Annotated in this window: 10 protein-coding genes; all 10 read left to right on the top strand. The window is 50.8% G+C overall.

Annotation, left to right across the window (positions count from 1 at the left end; genetic code table 11):
• The 10 genes from H6F59_RS00710 (at nucleotide 1) to H6F59_RS00665 (ending at nucleotide 23,460) form a co-directional block, all read left to right on the top strand.
• Nucleotides 1-3,453: a serine/threonine-protein kinase gene (locus H6F59_RS00710; RefSeq protein ID WP_190694293.1), complete on the top strand. Its 3,453-nt coding sequence runs from the start codon at nucleotides 1-3 to the stop codon at nucleotides 3,451-3,453.
• A complete protein-coding gene (locus H6F59_RS00705; protein ID WP_199325474.1) occupies nucleotides 3,450-4,979 on the top strand; it encodes a phospholipase D-like domain-containing protein in 1,530 nt (509 codons plus the stop codon). Before H6F59_RS00710 ends, H6F59_RS00705 begins: the two co-directional genes overlap by 4 nt.
• A 92-nt stretch (nucleotides 4,980-5,071) precedes the next feature.
• Nucleotides 5,072-5,650, top strand: a complete 579-nt coding sequence (locus H6F59_RS00700) for a Uma2 family endonuclease (RefSeq protein ID WP_190694290.1) — start codon at nucleotides 5,072-5,074, stop codon at nucleotides 5,648-5,650.
• 132 nt (nucleotides 5,651-5,782) lie between these two features.
• The gene (locus H6F59_RS00695; protein WP_190694288.1) at nucleotides 5,783-6,949 is read left to right on the top strand and encodes a hypothetical protein; all 1,167 of its coding nucleotides are present in this window, start codon (nucleotides 5,783-5,785) and stop codon (nucleotides 6,947-6,949) included.
• A gap of 64 nt (nucleotides 6,950-7,013) precedes the next feature.
• Entirely contained in the window at nucleotides 7,014-12,761 is a 5,748-nt protein-coding gene (locus H6F59_RS00690) for a DEAD/DEAH box helicase (protein WP_190694286.1), read from the top strand.
• An 8-nt stretch (nucleotides 12,762-12,769) separates the two neighbouring features.
• A complete protein-coding gene (locus H6F59_RS00685; RefSeq protein ID WP_190694284.1) occupies nucleotides 12,770-14,803 on the top strand; it encodes a 3'-5' exonuclease in 2,034 nt (677 codons plus the stop codon).
• Entirely contained in the window at nucleotides 14,796-15,704 is a 909-nt protein-coding gene (locus tag H6F59_RS00680) for a GIY-YIG nuclease family protein (protein ID WP_190694282.1), read from the top strand. The genes H6F59_RS00685 and H6F59_RS00680 overlap by 8 nt, the downstream gene beginning before the upstream one ends.
• A gap of 5 nt (nucleotides 15,705-15,709) precedes the next feature.
• Nucleotides 15,710-16,126: a DUF6884 domain-containing protein gene (locus tag H6F59_RS00675; RefSeq protein WP_190694280.1), complete on the top strand. Its 417-nt coding sequence runs from the start codon at nucleotides 15,710-15,712 to the stop codon at nucleotides 16,124-16,126.
• 264 nt (nucleotides 16,127-16,390) lie between these two features.
• Nucleotides 16,391-19,576 carry a hypothetical protein gene (locus H6F59_RS00670; RefSeq protein ID WP_190694278.1) on the top strand — a complete coding sequence of 1,062 codons (3,186 nt, stop codon included), beginning with the start codon at nucleotides 16,391-16,393 and terminating at the stop codon, nucleotides 19,574-19,576.
• Entirely contained in the window at nucleotides 19,576-23,460 is a 3,885-nt protein-coding gene (locus H6F59_RS00665; protein WP_190694276.1) for a helicase, read from the top strand. The genes H6F59_RS00670 and H6F59_RS00665 overlap by 1 nt, the downstream gene beginning before the upstream one ends.
• Nucleotides 23,461-23,506 lie beyond the last annotated feature (46 nt).

Raw genomic sequence — 23,506 nt, 5'->3', positions numbered from 1 at the left:
ATGGCAAGCTCATCTGTCCTAACCATCAATGGCCGTTATGTTCTGTCTGAGAATCCTTACTCAGGCGGCATGGCCGATATTTATCAAGCAGCCGATATCAAAGATAATTTCAAGCGTGTAGCTGTCAAACTTTTTAAGCATGGCGAAATTAAGGAAGAAATTCTAGCCGAATCTTTTAAAAGAGAAACAGATTCTCTAAGAGAACTCAAACATCCCAATATTATTGAATTATTAGATTCAGGCATGGATTCTGAGGTAGGGCATTATTTTCTTGTCATGCCTTGGATGGAGAGCAATCTTCTCTCTCTTTTAGAAAAAGAACCCATAGAAGGATGGGATACCTACTGGACAGTTATTGGCCAACCTATTCTAGAAGCATTGGCCTTAGCTCATGAAAGAGGCTACATACATCGAGACGTTAAACCTAGTAATATACTCCTTGACAGTAACAGTCAAATCAAACTTGCTGATTTTGGCATATCAAAAATAAAAAAATATTTTACTCCTCTAGTTACTCTCGCAGATTTTACGTCAAGGCCCTATACACCACTAGATAGAAACTACGAAGAATATACTTCATATACCTATGCGCACGATGTATTTAGCTTTGGGGTAGTCACTCTAAGATGTTTGACTTCTACCCATCTAGCAGACTACCCAGATATTCAGCGAGCACTTGAAGAATTAGATGTCCACCCAAAAATCAAGGATATCATCGAACAGTCGGTTTCTTCTGATCCTGCCACAAGAGCACGTAATGCGGAAGTTCTATTGGCACAAATTGAAGCTATCCAAGGCCAAAGGAAGATAGCGTTTTCAGGCAAAAAGGAAACTTGCTATATAAGAGCAACAGATAAGGCAATGGAAAGACTGGTCGCAACATTAAAGCGTCCAGAACAAGAAGTTAGAAAAATTCTTATAGAAGATCTTAATGAAGCTTGTAGTGTTAGTCCCTACAGAAATAGAAATGCAGCTAATGAAAAAGAGGAATTTCCAGAAAATCATTATCAGTTATTTGGAGCGTCCTATTCTTACCATGTGGTTGCCGAAAATGAATGCCTTAGCATTTTAAATGCAAAATATTTGCCCAGTTCTACATTAGAAGGTCTACGAGAACGTTGCTGGAGTCCGAATTACTTATATAGCTTTAAGAAACCTGTTGACATAAGCAATGCCAAAAGAATTGTACAAGAATTAAAGATTGACACTGCTGAATTTGAAGCGGAAAAGCAACAAAGCCAGGCTGAACAAGAAAAAGAAAGATGCTTTAGAACTTGGAGTGATATCCTTAAAGCAAAAGAAGATTGGGAAAAAGATCAGGGATCTCCTATTCCCTATACTGGCTTTGAAAACGATGGAAGCCGAATACGGTTTGAGCTAGATGGCTTACCTGACCAAGATATCATTGGGCAGCCTCGCGAAGTAGTTAGAGAGAACGGCTCTAGCATTTTGAGTGGAGAAGTTGAACTAGCATCTGACGAAGAACTTGTTCTTTATATCCAACGCGGAGATCCTGATCAACTACCGAGAAAGGGAATTCTCCGCTTTGATAGCCAAGCTGCAAGGATTGCCATTAACCGTCAGAAGTCAGCTCTTGATGCAATTCGATTTGATCGAGCCGTTCGACCTAATCTTCGTGAGTTATTTGTAAAACCCGCTGAGGTAAGTATTCCTCAGTTAGTAGAATTTACAGATTGCTTCCAGGCTTTAAATCCTTCTCAAGAAGAAGCGGTTCAATCAGCTTTAGGGGCAGAAGATTTTTTAATTGTTGAGGGGCCTCCGGGAACTGGGAAAACAAGGTTCATTACAGAGGTTATTCTGCAAACCTTGAGAAATAATCCTCAAGCACGCATTCTACTTAGTTCTCAAACTCACGTTGCTCTTGATAATGCTCTTGAGCGTATTCAAGCCCAAGGACCTACACTTAAATTGGTAAGGATAGGCAAAGATGAAAAAGTTGCAGACAGCATGAAGCCTCTTAGGATTGAGGAGAAAATGGCTCACTGGAGGCAGGAAGTCAGCCAAAACAGTCAAGCTTTTCTTCAAGATTGGGCAAGCGAAAGAAAAATTTCTCCCAGTGACATCCAAATTGCTACACAGCTTCAGGAGTTGAAGATTGTCACCCTAAAATTAGAGACTCTTAGGACGGATGTAGAAAATCGTCAAAGAGAATTAGATGAATTAGCACCCGTTGATCCTAGAGATGGTAAAAGAAAGAGGAAAACAAATCTTCCTAACTCTTCTGAAGAACAAATTAGCTCAATTGAAGAAGAAATTAGCGATCTAAAAGGTAAGTCTAAGATTTTAAGAGGCCAAAAAGAAACAATATCTGAAGAGCTTCAAAATATTAGCGGTCAGAACAGCAAAAAATTTCAAAAATTATCTTCAAAAGAGCTTGATTCTCGATTAGGTCAATTGATTGATCTAAAAAATCCTGAGGCTCAGCTTCTGCAAAAACTATTAGTGATTCAAGCGGACTGGCTTGATAGATTTGGTAGAACCCATGAGTTTAATACATCACTCTTAAAACGGGCTCATGTAGTCGCTGGCACGTGCATCGGGATGCCTAGAGACGTTCAAGATATTGAATTTGATCTGTGTATTGTAGATGAGGCATCAAAAGCAACTGCGACAGAGGTTCTAGTTCCAATCTCTAGGTCTCATCGCTCAATATTAGTTGGTGACAGCAAACAACTTCCACCATTTCAAGATGAGGTTAGCGGAGACGCAAAATTTTTAAGTAAATATGGCTTAAAGTCAGAAGACATTCAAGAAACTCTATTTGACTTTCTGTTTGAACGTTTACCTGAAGGTTGTACTAAAAGCCTTTCTATTCAGCATAGAATGGTAAAACCTATTGGTGATTTAATAAGCCACTGTTTCTATGAAGATTTACTTCAGAGTAATGGTCCAGTCTTAGATACAAATCTGAGCAAGGTTTTACCAAGACCAGTTACTTGGCTTACCACAGCGGCTTTAAAGGAACGCAATGAGCAAAGGGAAATTCCAAGCTTCAAAAATGCTTGTGAGGTTTCCATCATTTTCAACTTGCTCAAAGAGTTGAATAAAATAGGAGAACAAGCTGAACGAAGCTATGAAGTAGCTATACTTACTGGATACACTGCCCAAAGAAAATTAATTAACCGACGACTATATCAGGAAGTTAATAAGCTCAATTTTTTATCTATTGAATGCAACACAGTAGATGCATTTCAAGGTCGAGAAGCTGATATTGCCATTTTCTCATTGACTCGTTCAAATCACAGAAATGAACTAGGTTTCTTAAACAAAAAAGAAAGATTAAATGTGGCTTTATCCAGAGGTAAATTAGGTTTGATCATTGTTGGCGATCATTATTTCTGTCGCTCTAAACCTACAAGCCCTTTGAATAAAATCATCGATCATATTGAAAACAATCCCGAAAGCTGTTGCTTAGTTGAGGCAAAGGTATGATTTCTACAGATCCTATTTCTGAAATATTTGATAGTGAAGTAAGCTCTGCCTATGAAATAGCCCGAAAATACGATAATAGAGCAGGATTTAGCCTGATTTCTTGCCAAGATGTTGGCCTGCCCATTTACAGAATAACTATACAGGCAATCACCCAAGTCAAGAAAAAAATTCCTCCTATCGAGGAGTTTATTCTCAAAGCTATTGATGCTGGTCTAACTCAAGAATCTCACATTGCAAGCTTTTTAGGTCTAGAACCTCTGATAATTAGAGATTCTATGGTAAGTCTTCGAATGAAAGAGCTTATTGATCTTATTGGGTCGGATAGTAAAACTACGCAGGAATGGATCGTTACTAAGCCTTTAGGGCAATCGACTCTTAAAGATGCAAAGAGTATTGTTCCAGAGGAAAGAACATTCGTAATTAATTTTGATGGCCTTTTGAGGAAGGTCAAATGGCATGGTCGTCTTGAATCAAATTTGTTAAAGTCTAAAGATCTAAGGGCATATAACTACATTGAGATTTCACCTTCCAAAACTGAGCCCCCAGTTTTGTCTGATCTAGACATTAGAGACGTAGATGCTTTTATTAAAGAAGCCGAAAGCTTAAGTCGATTCAAGCGACCTGAGGACAGAGATTTATTGGCAGTTAAGTCGATTGAGCGTCGAGAACTAAATTTTCTTCCTGCTTTAGCATTAGTGTTTAAATCCATTCAAAATAATGATATAGAGGTTACTTTTGTAGTTGACAAGAGAATAAATAGTGACTATGAAAAAGCTTTTGCATTGTCAAACAGTACTAAAAGGTTTCACATTCTAGAAGGCCTTAAAGAAGGTGATCCAAGGACTCTAGTCAATAGGATTTTGGGCAAGGAATACGTTGATCAGCTACCATTGCAGCATATCGAAGATTTACAGCGTAAAGTTACTAACAGCCAGACTAAAGCGTTTGCTGTAAAAGAGCAGTTGGCAGATTCAGATAATGATGAAGAAAAGAAGAATCTGCAAGAAGAGCTAGATCAAGCTCTCTCTAAAATTGCTGAATTAGAACAAGAATTAAATAAGCTGCCTTTCAATTGGCTCCAGGTCTATGATCATCCTCCTTTACTTGCAAAGGCTTTAGATCATACGGAGAATCGTTTATTGATAGTTTCTCCTTGGATCAGAGCAATCGTCGTCAATAAAAATTTTCTTAAGCGGCTAGACATTCTTCTTAAAAAAGGGTGTGATGTTTATATCGGCTATGGCCTAGGAGAAACCAAGTCAGATAAAAGAGAATGGGATGTTGAGGCGGAAAAAAAGCTGCAAAACTTGGCAAATAAACATAAAAATTTAAAGTTTCGGCGATTGGGTGATACCCACGCAAAAATACTGATATCTGACAATAAGTTTGCTGCGAATAGCAGCTTTAACTGGCTCTCTTTCAAGGGAGATCCCAACAGAACTTTTCGAGACGAAAGGGGCTCAATTATATATTCTCCTCCAAAGATAGATGAACTATTTGAAAGCTATATGTATGCCTTTGAGTAATGAGTTTTAAGTGCCTTAAAAGGCTTTAAGCCGTTGAAGCTGATTCTTTTTAACCAGAGTAGTTTAGTTTCATCAGACTCTTATCGTCTACTATGACTGCCTTCACCATCGACCTCAGCCCCATCACCCGCCTCGACCACACGCAGTTCGAGCAACTCTGCGCTGCCAACCCCGAAATCAAATTTGAACGCACCCCCACCGGAGCACTCGTAATCATGTCGCCCACAGGCGGAGAAACCGGCATAAACAATGCCACCCTCATTGCTCGGTTCGTCATCTGGAACGAGCAAACCGACTTAGGCGTCGTTTTCGACTCCTCCACCTGCTTCAAACTCCCCAACGGCGGCGATAGGTCGCCCGATGTCGCCTGGGTCGAAAAATCTTGCTGGAATGCCCTCACCCCCGAACAACAGCGCAAATTTCCACCCCTCTGCCCCGACTTTGCCCTAGAGCTAGTCTCCCCCAGCGACAACCCCACCACCGTCCGCGCCAAAATGCAGGAATATCTCGACAGCGGCCTCCGCCTTGGCTGGCTCATCAACCCCCAAGACAAACAAGTCGAGATCTACCGCCCCCAACAATCCCCCGAAATCTTGCCAGCCCCAGCCACCCTCTCCGGCGAAACCGTGTTACCCGGCTTTACTCTACAGATTAGCTGGCTGTGGCGATAAAGGCGATCGCCCGCCGAAAACGATAGCTTTACTCTAAATTCATGCATTAAAGATTTTCCGTACTTTGGCGGTTGCGACAGAAAACCTCTGGGAAACCTAGGTATACGTTTTACGCACGCGCGAGGAAGACCCATGTCTGCCATTCAGTCCGACGTCGTTGCCACCGCCAAGCAGGGAAATCCCAAAGCAATCGCCGCTCTTATGAGCCATTCCCTCAAGCCCAAAGGCATCGAGGTTAAAGCTTTCGCAAAGGGCGATCGCCTCAATATTTTTCTGGAATCAGCCGAAGTTCCTCCTCAACAGGCATTGGTCAGCTTTACTAAAAAAGGTATTGAAGGGCTAGCTATTCAAACTATTAAAACCGTCAGAGTTCACGGTAGACAGGTGGGTAGCGACTTACCCGACTGGGCTGAGGAATTTAAGCTAAGTACCTATATCGAGCCAGAAGTTGACGAGAGTGAAGCAATCATCGTGGCTTCAACAATTGTCAATCCGGTTCAAAAAAGCCAGATCACCAAAGTGACGCCCAGCCGAGTTGCGGTTGTCCCCAGCCAGGCAAATAATCGAATCGTTCTATGGGTTTCAGTGGTTGCCAGCAGTGTTTTAGCTGTTGCTCTGCTCAGCCTGGGAGGACTAACCTTTTGGATTCGATCGGCTCAGAGTAGTGCGATCGCCCAGGCCCAAGACTTGATTAAAGATGTTGGCAAAGCTGAAAATCCTGGAGATATTCAAGTCCTCAAAACTGATCAAGAAAACTTGCAGGAGGCAGCCAATATTTTAGGCGCAGCCCCTAAAGTCCCGCTTTTGAGCATCGCAGCCCTCTCTACTGAAGCTGACAACATCCAAGCCCAATTGTCAGATATCAATGAAGGAATTGAAGCCTATGAAGCACTCATTCCAGAAATTGAGGATGCCCTAGACCAGTTTGCAGCGGTAGACTCTGCCCTGGATGTCGGCATGAGCTATCGGGACTACGGAGCTGAGGTGCGCGGCTTGAAGGTTGCATTAGACAAACTAGGGAGACAACCTGGCGCTGAAGAGCATCTTGTTTACCAGGATTTAGACCAGGCCTACAAACATTATGAGTTTGCCTACAATGTCTGGAATTACTACATTGAGTCAGACGAGAGCAATAGCTTCTTCTCAGCTAGCTCTACCTATGGAGCACTTCTAGTCAGTACTTACAACGTGACACCTGACGACATTATGGGGCGAAGCTACATTTATTTGGATACAGCTCTTTCCACAGTCTGGAGCTCTGCCAGTCAAAAAGTAGAAGATGCCCAAGCCAAGCTTTAGCGCCTAGCAATGCCTGATTCTAGTCAGCGGTTACAGGCCAAAGCATCCCTCAACCATAGCCCCCATGCTCAACCCCATCGTCTACACGGAGAAAGTCGTCAGCGACTTTCTCCGCTATCAGCTCACTGCCTATCCCTTTGCCGATACCAACCTCTACGAGCAGATGCGCAATCTGCTCAACCTAGAGACCACCCGCTCTACCCCCCTGCTCAAAGGCCCCTATATCAGCCTCAGCCGGGTCTTCCAGCAGGGAGCCACCGTAGACGACCTGATCTATGAGGGCATCTTCCACCCCTTCATGAAACAGCTGATCCCGTATCCCTCGGTCTACGGGCACCAAGAAACCGCTGTTCGCGCCATCCATCAGGGCAAAACCACCCTCGTCTCCACCGGAACCGGCTCTGGAAAAACTGAGTGCTTTCTCTATCCCATCATTAGCCACTGCCTCAACCTCCGTGACCAAGGCGCACACCAGGGCATTACCGCCGTCATCGTCTACCCCATGAACGCCCTGGCCGAAGACCAGCTAGGCCGCCTACGGGGACTACTGGCGGGCACCGGCATCACCTTCGGCATGTACGTTGGCAAAACCCCAGAGAAAACCTCCCAAGCCTCCGGCTTGCGCCTCAAACCCGGAGCCTCCAGAGCCGACTACGAAGCCGCCACCACCCGAGCCCAGCGAGAAAAACGTCCAGAGCCCGTCTTCCCCGCCGAAGAGCGCGTTTCCCGCGAAGAAATGCGCGAAAAGCCTCCCCGTATCCTCCTCACTAACGTCAAACAGCTAGAGCTGTTGCTCACCCGCCAGCGCGACATCTCCCTCTTCGACAACGCCTCCCTAGACTTTCTAGTCTTCGACGAAGCTCATACCTTCAGCGGCGCAAACGGGGCTGAAACCGCCTGCCTCATCCGTCGCCTGCGTACCTTCTGTGGCAAATCTCCCGCCGAGACCGTCTGCATTGCCACCTCGGCCACCATTGCCGACCCCAAAACCAGCGAAGGCTTCAACGTCGCCCAGTCCTTTGCCTCTCGTTTCTTTGGCATCGCTAAAGACCAGGTCGCCCTAGTCGGTGAGCAATATCAAGACGATGTCTGGTCGCCCCAGCGCCAACTGCCCCGACCTCTCACCGCCGACCCCGCCACCCTGCTGCAATACGTCCTCGCCGCCGTTGAAAAAGAAGAGGCAGGCCCCTCCGTTAGCCACATCTACCGCCAAATTACTGGCGTCAGCCTCGCCCCCCACCAGTGGGAAGACCAGCTCTACGATGCCCTAGCCACCAACGAGCTGGTCTACCAACTCACCGTCGCCCTTAACCATCCCCGCCACCTCACCGACCTGCTGCACCAGCTTGAGACCATCATCGGTCGCCCCATCACCGAAGAAGAAGTGCTGATCTGGCTGGCCTTGGGGGCCGCCTCTCGCAAAGACGGACGGCCCCTGCTGCGCCCCGTGGTTCACGGCTTTGTACGCGGCGTTGGCGGCGCTGTGGTTACTTTCCCCAAAGACCAAGATCGCCCCAAGCTGTGGCTCTCCGCCGAAGATACAGTGGGTACCAACCAGGACGATCTGTATCGGCTGCCGGTGTTGACCTGCAACACCTGCGGACAGCACTACTTTTCCCACTGGGTCGCCGACTTCAAGCTCACTGACAAACATCCCTCCGGTGGCCAAGCCCACGGCGATACTACCCTTTGGGAACCCCTAGCCGCAGAACTAGAGGGCGATCGCCTGCTTTTGGTTGATCGTCTGATCACCCAAGATGACACCGACGAAGACACTACACCCCGTAACCATCCTCGTTCAACTTCCCCCATTCATTTTTGTCGAGCCTGCGGTACCCTCCACTCCGAATCTGCCGATCGCTGCGGTAGCTGTGGCCGTAAGGGCAAATTAGTGCCGCTGCTGGCAGTGCGCCAAAATCCCAAACATCCCGGCATGCTCACCTCCTGCGTGGCTTGCCAATCCGCAGGCCGCAGCGCCTTTGGGCGCTACCGAGAACCCGCTCGCCCCATCCGCGCCACCACCGTCTCCGACGTGCATGTGCTGGCCCAGAATATGCTCCACCATGCCGAGCGACGACGACTGCTGGTCTTTGCCGACAACCGCCAAGATGCCGCCTTCCAGGCAGGCTGGATGCAAGACCACGCCCGGCGCTATCGCCTGCGCAGCCTGATGTACGACCAGATGACCGATGGCCCCATCTCCATAGGCGACCTCACCGCTCGCCTCGATGTGTTGCTCGATGGCGATGACGATCTTAGCCGCTCCCTGATTCCAGAAGTGTGGCGAGTCCACCGCAAAGAGGCCGAAGGGCTGAAACATGCCGAAGAGCGCAAGCGATTTTTGCGTATTCAGGTGCTGCGCGAAATTACCACCGGGGTGAAACAGCGCATTGGCCTAGAACCCTGGGGTCGTCTCCACATCGAATATCGCGGCTTAACTGCCGACCTGCCGTTTATCAAACACTGGGCACCGCGTCTGGGGGTGCCCGCCGAAGATCTGGTGCAGGGCATTGCGGCTCTGCTCGACAACAACCGTCGCAACAACATCCTGCTCGATCGTGAAGGCCAAATCTTCTCTAAAAAATGGAAAGAAGGCGACTTTGAGATCCAGCGGGGCTACATGCCCATTTTGGTCGGCGTTCCCAGGGGTCTAAAGCTCACTCGCGATGCCGCAGATAGCCCCTCTCGCGTGCAGCAGTGGCTCAGCTCCAAGGGAGGAGACACGGTACCCCGTCAAGCCGCCCGCCGTTGGGGCGTCTCCCCAGAGGATATGGATGTCTTCTTTCAGGAACTCTGGTACTGCCTGAAGGATGAGCTGAAGCTGCTGGTGCCCAGCGTCTTAAAAAATGCCTGGAAGCAGACCCTTAAAGGGTGTGAAGGGGTCTACCAAATTGATGCCGATAAGCTGCGCATTACTCCCGGTAAGGGCGTTTACCGTTGCAATGTCTGTCGTCGGGCTCACCCGCGCCCCACGCCGCGTTTGGCCTGCACCACCTGGCGTTGTGATGGCACCATTGCCTTTGAACCCGAGAGCACCGACGATTACGACCTGCGCGTTTTAGACGAGCAGTTTGCCATGCTGCGGCCTGAAGAACACTCGGCCCAGGTGCCCCACGAAACCCGCGATCGCATTGAGCGCATTTTCAAAGGCGACAGCGAACTGATCAACGCCCTGGTTTGTACCCCCACTCTCGAAATGGGTATCGACATTGGCTCCCTAGATTCTGTCCTCATGCGCAATGTACCGCCGCTCCCGGCCAACTACTGGCAGCGAGCGGGCCGAGCTGGGCGTCGTTACCGCATGGCGGTCAACCTCACCTACGCCCGAGGAGCCAGCCACGATCGCTCCTATTTTGCCGATCCCCTGCGCCTATTGGATGGGCTGATCGAGCCCCCCAAGCTCAACCTCCGCAATACCCTGATGGTGGGTAAGCATGTACGGGCAGCGGTGCTGACCACGCTGCACCAGATGTCCCGCACCGGCCACGGCATCCCCCAGGGCGATCGCGACGAAATTCAATCCGTCCTGGAGACCTGCTTCCCCGGCCAGGTCAAAAACTACCTGTTTGATGACAGTGGCTTTGTGCGTTCCGGACCTCTGGATGTCAGCAGCCTGAACGGGCTGATTCAAAAACATGCGATCGCCCTGTATGGGCACGTCGATCAGGCCTTTGCTAAAGCCTGGCCCGAGAGCGACGCCATGGCCGTTAAGGAAGCTGAGTTAAAGCACCACATTGCCATTATGGGCGATGAGTTAGCCAAGGTCATTCTGACTCTGTGGAAACGTCTACAGTGGGCCATGGGCCAGCTCCGGCGGCTCAGTGAAGAACGCATTCTCAAGGGGGCACTCGATCCAGAAGATGATGCCCTGTTTCGCCGCTGCGATCGCCTGGTCAAACGACTCAAAGGGCAAACCTTTAGAAAGGGAAGCGATGCCGAAGGCGTGGACGACACCATCACCTACAGCGTCCTCGCCGCTGAGAGTTTTCTTCCTGGCTACGGGCTCGATGGTGGACACATCCAGGGGACAGCCCAGATGCCCCGCAGCATCACCTGGATGTCAGACTTTGACCTGCCTCGGCCCCCCAGTGTGGCCCTGCGCGAATACGTCCCCGGCAATTTAATCTATGCCAACGGCCAGCGCTTCGTGCCCCGCTACTTCCACCTAGAGCCCGAAGACCCCACCTACTTCCAGGTCGATGTTGCCAGCGAAGCTATTAAAGAAATCGGCAGCGGGCAACAGCTCTCGTCCAGCTTGTCTTCAGCTTCTATCAAAGCCGTCCCCATGTGCGACGTGGATCTATCCCACCAGTCAAACATTTCCGACGACGAAGACAACCGCTTCCAGATGCCGGTTACCATCATGGGCTACGAGCAAGGGCGTCACAGCGGCGGCCTCGCATTTCAGTGGAAAGACCAATCGGTTCAACTCCGCCGAGGAGTTCACCTGCGACTGGTCAACGTTGGCCCCGCTAACCTAGTGCGAACTGGAGACCTGGGCTACACCGTCTGTCTGGTCTGTGGTCGCAGCCGTTCCCCCTTCACGTCCGAGCAAGACCTAAATCTCTTCAAAGAGGATCACGAAAATCGCTGCCGCACCAAAATTGAGCCTGTTGGTTTCTTTGCCGATATCATTGCCGATGCCTTCAGTCTCCAAGACTGCGAAAACCGCGAAGTAGCTTACAGCATTATGGAAGCCATTCGCCACGGGGCTAGCAACGTTCTAGAAATGGAGCTAGAAGATCTTCAAATCCTCACCATTGGCCATCCCGGCAGTGAACGGGTAGACGTGTTGCTCTACGACCCCATGCCGGGCGGTTCTGGTTTGCTAGAGCAATTGCTGACCAAGTGGACAGGGGTAGTTGAAGCGGCCATTTCAGTGCTCAGCGATTGCAAATCTCGCTGCCAGACCGCTTGTATCGACTGTCTGTTTAATTTTCGCAATGCCTACTACCACAGGCACCTCAACCGGCATACAGCGCTGAAAAAATTGCGGGAGTGGGAAGACATTCTCACCAGAAGTCACACCATTCCAGCCAACCTGCCCAGGAATGAAGAGGACGACGAACACCGCCCGGTCAACCATGCTGAAGCCTTGCTCCAGACCATGCTGAGGCGAGCTGGGTTTCCTGACCCCATCCCCCAGCACAGCATTGACCTGGGCAAGCCCTTAGGCACCACCACCCCAGACTTCTTCTACCCCGATCCCACCGACATTAAAGAAGGAGTCTGTATCTATCTCGATGGCATGAGCCGCCCTCTCCACGGCAATACCGAGCGCCAGGCCAAAGACCAAGCCATTCGCGAGGATCTGAGCAACGAAGGCTACGAAGTGATCGCTATCCCCGCAGGCGATTTAGAGGATCGCGACCGGATGGCTAAATATTTCTTCCGCCTGGGCAGACTTTTACTAGACAGGCCTAGGGCCGATGCCATTCGCAATTCGTCGGATTGGTTTGTTACCCAACCGGAAGTGTCTGAACCCCCTGAGGGGGGCTCAGCAGGTTCAGACACTTCCGACTTACAAGAACCCCTTGAACTCTTTGAGCCAGACTGGCGATCCCTAATCAAAGCCCTGGCCCAGCACAGTGATATTCAAGTCGATGGTGGCAGTGATGTGGAAGTCAACGGTCAAGTTGTTGGTACCTACACCGCCCAAGTCTGTCGAGGCACCGCGCTCATTTACCTGGTCGATGCCAGAGCAGACGATGTGGACGACCTCCAAACGGCTTTAACCGCCCAGGGTAAATCAGTGCTCGCCATTAACCCCAAAGTCCCTCAGGCCATCGAAACCATTCTCCAGGCGCTGTAGGCAACCCTATGAATGTACTGATCTGCAAATCTCTATTTCAATCCTTGGTTAGCTTGAGTGGCGCAGAAGTCAAACGGGCCAACGACTTTATTCTCAAATTTCAGGACAACCCAGCCCAACCCAGCCTCAGTTTGGAGCGCCTTACCAAAATCAAAAACGATAACCTCTGGTCAGCACGCATTACCCAAGATCTGAGAGCAATCGTCTATAAAGATGGCGATACCTGGGCATTGCTCCATGCCGGGCACCACGACGACGCTTACCACTGGGCCAGCAACCGCAAGGTCGAGTTTAATGACAAGACAGGAGCCCTACAGATCGTCGAAGTCGTTGAGTCTGTCGAAGAAATTGTCCCCAGGCGAGAATCTTGGCAAGTTGGTCTGTTTGATGCCTATGAAGACGATTACTTGCTGAGTTTGGGGTTGCCCAACGACTGGCTGCCCGTGCTGCGGCAGCTGATCACCGCCGATGACCTGCTCAACATCATCGAGAGACTTCCCGAAGAAGTCTCAGAACGACTGCTGCAAGTGGCCTCAGGGGAATTGGTGGCTCCTCCTGTTGCACCCACATCCAAGGCTGTGGCTGACAATGCCGACACCCAGCGCCGCTTTATTACCGTGAAAAGCCAGGGCGAACTGGAGAAAATGCTCCAGGCCCCGCTAGCCACCTGGATTGGTTTTCTCCATCCCTCTCAGCGGCGGCTAGTGACCGGTAATTTCAATGGCCCTGTCAAAGTGACAGGTTCTGCAGGCACGGGCAAAACCGTCGTCGCCCTCCATCGCGCCCGGCACCTAGCCCGCCAAGGCAAAAAGGTACTCTTAACGACCTTCGTTAACACCCTGTGCGACAACCTAAAGCACAACCTCCAACTCCTCTGCACCCCAGAAGAGTCAGACAATATCACCGTCACCTCCGTAGCCAGCCAAGCCAGTTCAGTTTTGGGCAAAGCAAAACAAGGCTGTCGTACCGTCGGCGATAGCGACATCAAACCGCTCCTCGAACTCTACAGCTCGCCCACCTGCCCTCTAGACATTACGTCCCTCTGGCAAGAGTGGCGTTTAGTCATTCAACCCCACGGCATTCTGACCTGGGATGAATTTCGCTCCGTTAGCCGAAAAGGACGTGGCACTCCCCTCACCGTGCGCGATCGTCGCCAGGTCTGGCAGGTGCTCGAAAAAGTCTTGGCCCACCTCGACAACGACCACAAAGCCGATTGGGGTCACTACTTTCGCCGCGCCAGCGACGTTCTAGCCCATGGGTTAGTCAGCCAGGGCTATGACGCCGTTATTGTCGATGAAGTCCAAGACCTCCGCCCCCAAGAGCTCAAGTTCCTCGCCGCTCTAGCTGGAGATGGCCCTAACAGCTTCATGATGGTAGGCGATGGGGGGCAGCGTATCTATCAAGGCAAATTCTCCCTCAAGTCTCTGGGTATCAACGTTCAAGGGCGATCGCGCACGCTGAAGATCAACTACCGCACCACCGAGCAAATTCGCCGCTTTGCCGACCGCATTACCGACCTCGAAAGCGATGACTTAGACGGTAGCCGCGAAACCCGCAAGGGCACCGTCAGTTTGCTTCAAGGCCCAGAACCTGTTCTCACCGCCTTTGACAGCCCCGAACAGCAAGCCCAATTTGTTGCTAAAGAAATTCAAAATCTGACCGAGCGAGGGCTTTTGCTATCTGAAGTCGGTATATTTGCTAGAACTCGCTATCTTCTATCCCCAGTTCAAGAGCATTTACAGAGCCTACAAATCCCTTACATCAACCTAAACAGTCAAGACAACGAGTCAGGTTTCGCCGTTCGCCTCGGCACCATGCATCGTGCCAAAGGCCTAGAGTTCAAAGCGGTATTTGCCATCGATTTGTCACATAACATTCTGCCGCTCCCGAAAGCTCTTTCGGAAGCCTCCGATGATGAGGCCAAGGCAGAATCTATCGAACTAGAACGACATCTGCTCTACGTCACCATCACCCGCGCCCGCGACTTTGCCTATCTTTGCTGGCAGGGAAAGCCCACACAGTTTCTTTCGCTCCATGTTTGAAAATTTCTCTGGCTGGGTGGTTCAGCAGTTAGCTCATTGGTCGGATTGGCAACCTCTGTACGAATGTTGGAGGGGTAATCGGATTCCTTCATTGCCAGGGCTCTATCGCATCCGCCGAGCAGGGCAGCAAGAACTGGCTTACATTGGTCAAACCGGTGCAGGCAACATGAATCTCAAAAAGCGTATGGGAATGTTGAGAGGTATATACGCTGTAGAAATGCCATACAGAGACCCTCATACTGCTGCACCCGCGCTTTGGTCTATTAGGCATGCCGAAGGCTGCAACTTTGAAGTGTCTATTCTAGACGGAGAGTGGAGTACTCCCTGGCGTAAGGGGCTAGAGGCGCTATCCATTAGCTTGTACCGATATACTCATCAAAGGTCTCCAGAGGTTAACTTCGGCAGAATGCCAACTGGGTACCAAATGTCCACAGCCAATAACGCCCGCCTGACAGCTTTAGGGAAGCGCAATAGAGGCGGATTGACATTAGCATTGGATAACAGTCATGTTCTTGGTATTCAACCAACTGGGTCTTTGATGAGCATTCCAGACAGGGCAAACTGGGCTGGTCATCAGTGGTCAGAGTGGCTACCACCAGAAGCTATTTTGAAAATTCCTCAAGAAGCTCAGGGCTTATATCGAATTCGCAGCCAAGGTAGAAAAAACCTGGTTTATATTGGGCAAGGTCAATTGCAGGCCAGGCTAAAGGCCCATCTAAGTAAAGTCAGTAGAGCCAGGAGAGCACAAGACTTAGTCTTTCAAGAGGCTTGCCCGCTTGAGTTTTCTTGGGTAATAAACCCTATTTGGAAAGAGCACCACCGGTTAGAGCTTGAAAACGACTTGATTGCCTCGCATTTGCTAGTGACTGAGCAGCTTCCCTCCGCTCAATTCATGGGTTGACTTGCATGGATAAAATTGCATTAGTCTCTTGTGTTAGCAAAAAGCAATACTACCCTTGCGCTGCTAAAGACCTTTACCAGTCAACCTGGTTCATTAAAGCTAAGGCTTACGTTGAGAAACACTACTCAATTTGGTTTATTCTTTCAGCTCAGCATGGGCTTGTCGAGCCTTCTGATGTTATTTCTCCCTATGATAAGACTTTGAAGTCAATTCCTTCAGAGGCTAGAAACGAATGGGCTCAGAATGTGCTTGATGAAATTAAAAGATTGACCAATAACTCTAGTGAAATCCATATTTTTGCTGGAGAGACGTACCGTGAAAATCTTGCCCCAAAACTTAACGACGCTGAATATGTTGTAGTTATTCCTCTGAAGGGATTAGCCATCGGGAAACAACTGTCCTGGTTTAATGGCCATAGTTAGCTAATCTAAAGCCTGCTAGCAAAATACCATAATGAATTTTGAACTACTATCTTTCTGTTCGCTAAAAGTCTGGCCATACCGAAATTTTTGCTATCAGGTCGGCTGGCCAGGTAATAGGAAAAGCTAGACTTCATCGAAGATTCTTAGCTGGACTTGACATTTTGGGAAATACTAAGTTATTCATTGTTTAGTTCCCACTCCTCTGGGTTGGTCGCCTGGGAGAGTGAAGCGGTCGCAAGACCGAGAAAAGGAGGACCACCCAATATGACTACCCAAGATCGGGGTGCCAAGATTCAGGCACCTTCAGCTCGGCCATCTGTCGATCTGGCTAAGCTCCTAGAGCTACTTGCCGATTCAATCGTTACCGAACAGGATCCATCTCAGGATTCCGACCCAAAAAAGCGATCGCTGTTTCTCTTCAGCGCCGACCCAGCAACAAACAAGACCCGTCTGCGGGTTTGTACCTCAGCGGTCTTGCTTAGGCTTTTCTCCCACACCAAGTTCAAAGACGCCTTCAAACCCTCGGATACAGGCGGTTTTGTCCAAGATTTTAATGCGCCTCCCTTTGGCCTCAGGGCCAAGCTGGGCGGAGAGCTACCCGAGGGCAACCCAGCCAAGCTACCGGGGCACCTCGACAAAATGATCGCGGCTATCGATCAGGCTCTGGACGCTGCTCTACCAGATGAGTCTGACCTGCCCAAGCTGTTGCTAGATCGCCCGGCCCAGCAGCTTCAAACCCTGGCCTCCTCTGTAGGAGCCACTTTCAAAGATCAGGTTTACCAGGCTAATCTTCAGCCCCTGGCGTTTGACTCCAGCGATCGCAACCGTTCTGCGGCAGTCGCCAAGGTTTTGGTGGCGGTCGAACAGGTCGAGGCCGATAACTGCTTTGGCCGCATGAAAGAAGCGATCGCATCTCGCCTTGAGCAGCGCGGCTTTGACGAAGATGATATCGGTGATGCCATCGACAGCCTGGAGGCTGAACGCGATCGCGCCGATAGCCAGATTACGCGATTCCTCAATTTTCTAGACGACGCAGCGCTGTCCCGCGTGCGGCTAAACGTCGCCTTCAGAATCATGGAGACCGTTGCCGAGCAGGCTCGTAGCAGTACCCAGCGCGATAATCAATACCTGGTAGAGTATATCGACAGGGCTCTAGCGCTGGTGGAAACGGTTAAAGCGGATGGCCTATCTGTTGACCTGACCGCTCATTACGGTCAGAATGCTGAGTTTGACCTGGCCACCTACCTAAACCAAGCCACCTTCTACACATGCCTAGCGGTATGGCCCGAATGGAAAACTCAAATTTTTGAGGAGAAGGTCAGCAGTAAAGACAGCTATGGTGTGCAGCGAGGAGTCAGCTATCGCTTCCGCATCAATGGCAATAATCCTGAAAAAGGGAAACCGGCCTTTGACGCTCGCCTAGACTTCATCAGCGAAACTCTGCTGGCGGAAGATCCGCTAAGCGTGTCACCCTACAGCCTGTGCCGACGCCTGGCTGAGCTAATTGTGCTGGACGCCGTCATCCCTAAACTCTCCGGGGAAGCTCAGGAGATTTCGACGACCACAATTACCCAGACTCTCCAAACACGCCTGGCGACCTTAATGGCTGACGGCAGACCTGGCATCCAAACCTTGATTCAAGATCTTAGGGATCGCACCGGAGCCATGCAGGCCGTTTCGCGGGCGATGATTAAGCTGCTGCAAGACAAAGGCAACAAAATTGTGGCTCAGGCCCAGCGCCGCACAGCGCAACAATTTATTTGCGTGAAACGGGGCGTTGTCGCCTGGAGCCGGTTGGAAGGGGCTGAACCAGGGGTAAAAGACCTGTTGGTGAGTGCCCCAACTCAGAATCAGGAGTCAGTGGAATGGTTTAACCACATCGAAATTTCTGATACTCCCGATGTGACTCAACTGCTGTTTTCCCTCAAAGTCACCACCGAGCTAACAGAGCACAACCTGGTACCCAACAAGGGCGCAGACCCCCACATCATGCAGGCCCAGCGCTTGTTTCCGGGGCAGCTACTTCAGGTTATCTGGGTACCCTGCGAGTCGGGTAAAGACCAGCCCTACAATTTAACCCCAACAGCCAAGCAGGCTAAAGCATGGGCGCTATCGTCGTCAGTGCTAGTTGAGTATGAGTTGCGCACGTTGACCCGTCAGAGTAGGGCTCAAAAAGGAGGGGCAGACACCCAACAGTGGCATGCTGCCGCGATCGCCGCCTTTCCCCTATTAATTTACTGCTGCCTGTGGCGAATCATTCAGCGATTGCGAGAGGGTGCGGCGGAGTCGCCGACAGACTTTACGACCCTGATGCTGCGTCTTCAGCAGACTGGCAAAAACAGCGATAGCGAAGGCGAAGCATACGTCTACGGAGCTGCCCAGTCCATAGAGGCACTACTGGCTCAAGATGGTCCAGTCCGCATGCAAGGGATCACCCTAGATAATCTGGCCTCTGATTCAGCTCGGTATGTTAAGTCTGGCGCGTTTGATGCCCTAGTCAGTGCTTTTCCCCTGGCGCTGACCACCCCGTCTCAACCTCATGTCGAGACAATCGGCCTGATTTCCTACTCCACGCGCCCCTGTGATGAGGCCCCCACTTCAAATGGCGACAACAGAAGCCACCTGTTCTTTACCCAGAGCTATATCGCCTCAGCGATCGCCCAACCCTTTTCCGGGTACGAGCTAAAGCCAGAGCGCACCCAATCTGACATTGTCAGATCCCACGAGGAGATGCAAAACCAACGCCTCGTTCGAGAAGAAATCGGACATCTTCGCCAGCTCGGCTGCAAGCACATCATTTTGCTGTCCCATGCCTATGGGGGGCGACATCTCAACCGCATTGCTGACCACAACTCGCCTTTGACCCCAGTCACCTTTCTCGAAGAGGTCTTTCAATCGTTTCCAGACCTGATCCTTTACCCCCTACTACGAGATGTTTTCCCCGCTACCCGCCTGCGGAAGCGGGACCGCAAAGAAGCCGCCTTTGAAATTTTAAAAGCTGAAGACCACGTCAATTTTCTCCCCAATACCGCCATGGATGTGGTGCGAGACATCATTCCGGTCTACACCTTTGCCACGCTGCATGCCGTCGATGAAGAAAAGCGGCCCCAGTCCGGGTTCTGTGTGTACTTCTTGGTGTCTGACCATCGGGTGCGAGACATTAGGGCAGAGCGTGGCCGCCAGCACCTGCTTGACCCAGAGGGCGATTCCCAGATCCATCCCTGTCTGATAGCGGTACTGCGGGGGTTGCACTTTATTGAAGCTGAGCGAGGGGTCAAAGGTGGGCAGCTCATCCCCGTGTTAGATCCCTTTCGGTGGATCTCCCCTGCCACTCGGGAAGCTACCGGAGAAGTCGAAATTTTGCACTCTCGCCGTCGAGGGCTGGTTCATCTCAGCTATCCTGCCCTTCTCACCCATGTGTCGCAGACCCTGCACAGGAGGCAACCGTAATGGAACCTGACTTTCTGTTGCGGGCCTCGACCTGGGGCCGTGTGTTTGAGATCGCAGTTCAGCGTGGCGTCATTGCCTACCTGGTGCAGCAAGATCTGCTGTCCTTAAGGCATCCATCCTTAGAAGGGTGGCAAGAGTATAAGGTTGCTGACGTAACCCAGGGTGTCGTCCGGGATCTCCACGTCACCGATCAAAATGTCAGAGAGTGGGTAGAGTCCAACATTCGACATCTGCTGGTTTTCGGTTATGGGCTAGGGTGGAGCACCATGCGCGAATACCTAAAGCGCAATGCCCTCAAACATTACCAAATCGAGGCTATTTGGGCTCCACTATCACTGCCTGGGGTTGAAGAATCCTACGATGAAGAGATTGAGAAAACTGCCTTTGCCTTTAAGCAGGCCTTTAAGCTACCTGGCCCCGTCGATGTAGGGCTACTCCAGCGCGGTCGCCCTGGACGTGCCGACTTTTTACTTTGGCTGAAGGCTGTTGAGGCTTCTACTCGACGCAAAAGTAAGCGACCCGAGAATGTCATCCTTTGCCTAGAGTTTTCCTACAACGCGCCCCCTAAGCTGGCAGATTTTAGAACCGAGGAGCCCCACTGTAACGAAGTTCACCGCTATGCCCGTTACATTGAGTCGCGCGGCGTATTCGCCCGTGTCTGTGCTGAGGTTGAAGGCAGTGGGCTAGAGATCAGCCAACAGCTGTCTGATCATCTGGTGGCCTTTAGCGGTAGCGACAAGCCTCTCTTCAAGCTCTGCCAGGCTTCCTCTTACACTGAACGACTAGTCAACTTGTTAGTTAAGCAGGAACGTCTGACCAAAGGGTGCAGGGCTAGCGCGATCGCAGTCACCTCCAACGGGTTAGAAAGCCTAACCGCCGAGTTTGACGACGGTGTCCAGGGGAGTGACCCTCGCATTCAGCTCATGGCATCCCTAGGCGAAGCCTACCGTAAGGCCCACAAACTAAAGGATGGTGCCCGCGATGATCTAGATAAAGAAATTCGGATTGTGTTTAACAAGCTGGTGCGATCGCTCCCATCAGACTTCAGAAAACAGGCCAAAACCATCGGCGACGCCCCCGACCTAGGCAGTTCACTGCACCTGTCTCTTTCAGAAAAGGTCAAAGACTTCTATACACCGATGCAGGCGCTATCGGTAGAAGATGCCCTCTCTTCCCTGGAGTCCACAGATGCCCTGGAGGATTTTTTCGACGGCGATCCCCGACCAGCCATTACCACCGCTCTCAAACAGCGTCTGTCTCCAACCGGTGACGTGACCCTCAGAAATACCCACGCCGCTGCGGTAGTGGCTGGGCTTACCGCAGCGCAACCCGGCAGGCTGAATGTGATCGCGCTAGAGGGGAATCCGGGGATCGGCAAGACCACTGCGGTCACTCAATTTCTATCCCAGCAAGACGAAGGCTATTGCTTTCTCTATGTCAGTCCCCGAGTCGTCATCAACCGAGACGTGACCGCCAAACTCGCCCACAATGACGAGGGCCAGCCGAGCGGCATTTTAACCCTAACCTCAAACGCAAAGCTGATCAGCTCAGCGGCTTCGTGGTACGAGCAAAAGATTCATACCCCAGGCACCAAAAAACTGCAAATTGACAGCGCTGTTGTCGCAGACGGCGTCGCTGAACTGAATCATCCCATCTGCAACACCCTATTTGTCACGCCCCAGGAAGAGCAGGATATTGATACCGAAATTGTCGCTTCAAGGCGGTACAAGCGTGCCCGTACCGAGCGAGCAGACAGTATGCAGTCAAAGACTCGCCCAGGGGTTTTGAGGACACTCGCGATCGCGGCCCGCAAGTTGCTTGATGTGAATCCCCAGGTCAACCGGCTGGTGCTGACCGCTGCCATCCAGGGATACCGCTCCCTCAGGAACCAGACAACCATTGATGCCCTCAGCCAGTTGTTTACCAAAAAAGCCAATACCACCGCAGGCAAGCAGGAGCGGCGAAACTTTGCCAAAAAAATTCCGACTGTTATCGCCATGGTCGATGAAGTAGCCGGTGATGGGGCTGGAGCACTCTTCTGCCACGGGCTAGCAGAATGGCTCACCCAGCAGTTCATCGAACCCTTTGAAGGAGAGCACTGTCCCTTTCGGGTAGTGCTGATCATTTCGGATGCCTCGTTAAGTAACGAAGTGGTGCTCAACAGCTATCTAAACTCTGGCGACCGTGCCCCAGATAAGGTGTTGATTAGCCCAACCGCTGGCAGCAGTGCGTTTCGTGTCACCGGCACAACCCTGAAAGTCGGGTCAGGTCTGCATCCCACCCTGCACATCATGACCAACAGTTATCCGGCGTCTACCCTCGATATCAACTACAGCATTCGGCTAGCGTCTATTACCCCAGGCCTTACCAGTGATGGGCAGCCTCAGCCCATCCGCCAGGCCGTGCGTGAGCAGTCTGATGAGGAGTTGCTCAGAAATGCTCAGATCGAAATCGAGACGGCGCTGAAGCAGGGGGCTGAGCAAATTATCTTTTTTGCCCAAGATAAAGCTTTCTTGAGACAACTGCGGCAAACCCTAACGGCAGGCGAAGCGCCGCAGCTCACCCCTGATGATGTAAAAATCTTGGATCAAAGCGTGCGGGAAGACCAGCGCCTCAAGCTGGTTCAAGAGCCTCAGCGCGACCAAGTTCGTGTCTTTCTCATGACTTCCTCCGGGGCCAGAGGGGTCTCTTTCCCAAAAACCGATTGGATCATTGCCTCCATTCCCCGATTCAATATAGAAGCAGCTCTCATGGAGGTAGCCCAACTCATTTATCGAGGTCGCGGCCTATACACTGATGTAGTAACAGGCCAAAAGGTATCAGGCGACCATAAGGCTCGCCGTCTGGTGATGCTCATTAACGACTTTATGATCGTAGACGGTTCTGAAGACCGCGATCGCCGTTGGCTACGGCAGTCAACTGACCTACTGACATTGTTGTTGATGCTACGCTCCACTATCCATACCCGCATTAAAGGAGACGCCGGGCTTCAGCGGCAGCGCATTGCCTTTGTACCGGTGGGGTTTGTCGGCGACGAAGAACTGCTAAGCCTCATGTCTGATGACCTGCGAGACTTTCTGCGGGAGGCTCAGGTGTTTCTATGTGATGACCACACCCAAGATGATAAAGCCCTGATAGGAAAAGCTCAGCAGCTGGTGGAAGGGCTTTTTGCCCACTTCAATCTAAAGGGATTTTCTCCGGAGGTAGGCACAGCCTCCTATGTGGACTACACCGCCATTGAAGCCTTGGCCAAAACGATCTCACGCCCCACCAGTCGCCTACTAGGAGCGCTTACCGATGAAAGCTTAACCATTCCCCAGGAGCTGACTTGTGTCGGCCCCTTCTGGATAGAAGACTGGCGCGGAAGAACATCCGAAGAGAGATTTAGTTTCGAGACCTGGCGTACCGATGTTGATAAAGGTAGCCTCAATTTGCTAGGGCTTTTAAACTCAATTGCTGACAACACTAGCTTTCCACCTAAGCTGCGGCAACCGGCCAAAGAGCTTCACCGACTGCTCATTCGGGAGAAAGAAACACCTGTCAGAGAATACTCGACCTTACAAGACACTAAGACCGATAACATTGTGGTTGCGCTACCGCTAGACTATCCACATTTTTGGAAGATCCAGCCCGAAGATGGTGGCAGGAAAAAACTGCTAGAAGACCCAACAACTTGGCGCAATGCCTTAGGAACTGCGTTGACATCCCAGGGGCTGGTTATGCCAGTTCTACCTATTTATCAAGATTTTCCCTGGGCAGCTGTTGTTGGTCAACGAACTATCAGCCAGCTAGAAACCGTATTTGACAACCGATACTTTATGGCATCCAGCGAGCTTAACTTGTTAAACACAATCCTTTTAGAGGACAACGACGAGGCTGATTAGGAAATGAGGCGGTTCATGCCTTATGTCTACTTAATTCAACCCTAGG

This window comes from Nodosilinea sp. FACHB-141 (assembly GCF_014696135.1).
GTDB lineage: Bacteria > Cyanobacteriota > Cyanobacteriia > Phormidesmidales > Phormidesmidaceae > Nodosilinea.
The sequence above is the reverse complement of the archived record's forward strand: the minus strand, read 5'-3'. Positions and strand labels throughout refer to the sequence as shown.

What these genes read in the sequence shown, in the direction of transcription:
- H6F59_RS00710 (WP_190694293.1), top strand. Translation starts at nt 1, where the DNA reads ATGGCAAGCTCATCTGTCCTAACCATCAATGGCCGTTATGTTCTGTCT.
- H6F59_RS00705 (WP_199325474.1), top strand. Translation starts at nt 3,450, where the DNA reads ATGATTTCTACAGATCCTATTTCTGAAATATTTGATAGTGAAGTAAGC.
- H6F59_RS00700 (WP_190694290.1), top strand. Translation starts at nt 5,072, where the DNA reads ATGACTGCCTTCACCATCGACCTCAGCCCCATCACCCGCCTCGACCAC.
- H6F59_RS00695 (WP_190694288.1), top strand. Translation starts at nt 5,783, where the DNA reads ATGTCTGCCATTCAGTCCGACGTCGTTGCCACCGCCAAGCAGGGAAAT.
- H6F59_RS00690 (WP_190694286.1), top strand. Translation starts at nt 7,014, where the DNA reads ATGCTCAACCCCATCGTCTACACGGAGAAAGTCGTCAGCGACTTTCTC.
- H6F59_RS00685 (WP_190694284.1), top strand. Translation starts at nt 12,770, where the DNA reads ATGAATGTACTGATCTGCAAATCTCTATTTCAATCCTTGGTTAGCTTG.
- H6F59_RS00680 (WP_190694282.1), top strand. Translation starts at nt 14,796, where the DNA reads ATGTTTGAAAATTTCTCTGGCTGGGTGGTTCAGCAGTTAGCTCATTGG.
- H6F59_RS00675 (WP_190694280.1), top strand. Translation starts at nt 15,710, where the DNA reads ATGGATAAAATTGCATTAGTCTCTTGTGTTAGCAAAAAGCAATACTAC.
- H6F59_RS00670 (WP_190694278.1), top strand. Translation starts at nt 16,391, where the DNA reads ATGACTACCCAAGATCGGGGTGCCAAGATTCAGGCACCTTCAGCTCGG.
- H6F59_RS00665 (WP_190694276.1), top strand. Translation starts at nt 19,576, where the DNA reads ATGGAACCTGACTTTCTGTTGCGGGCCTCGACCTGGGGCCGTGTGTTT.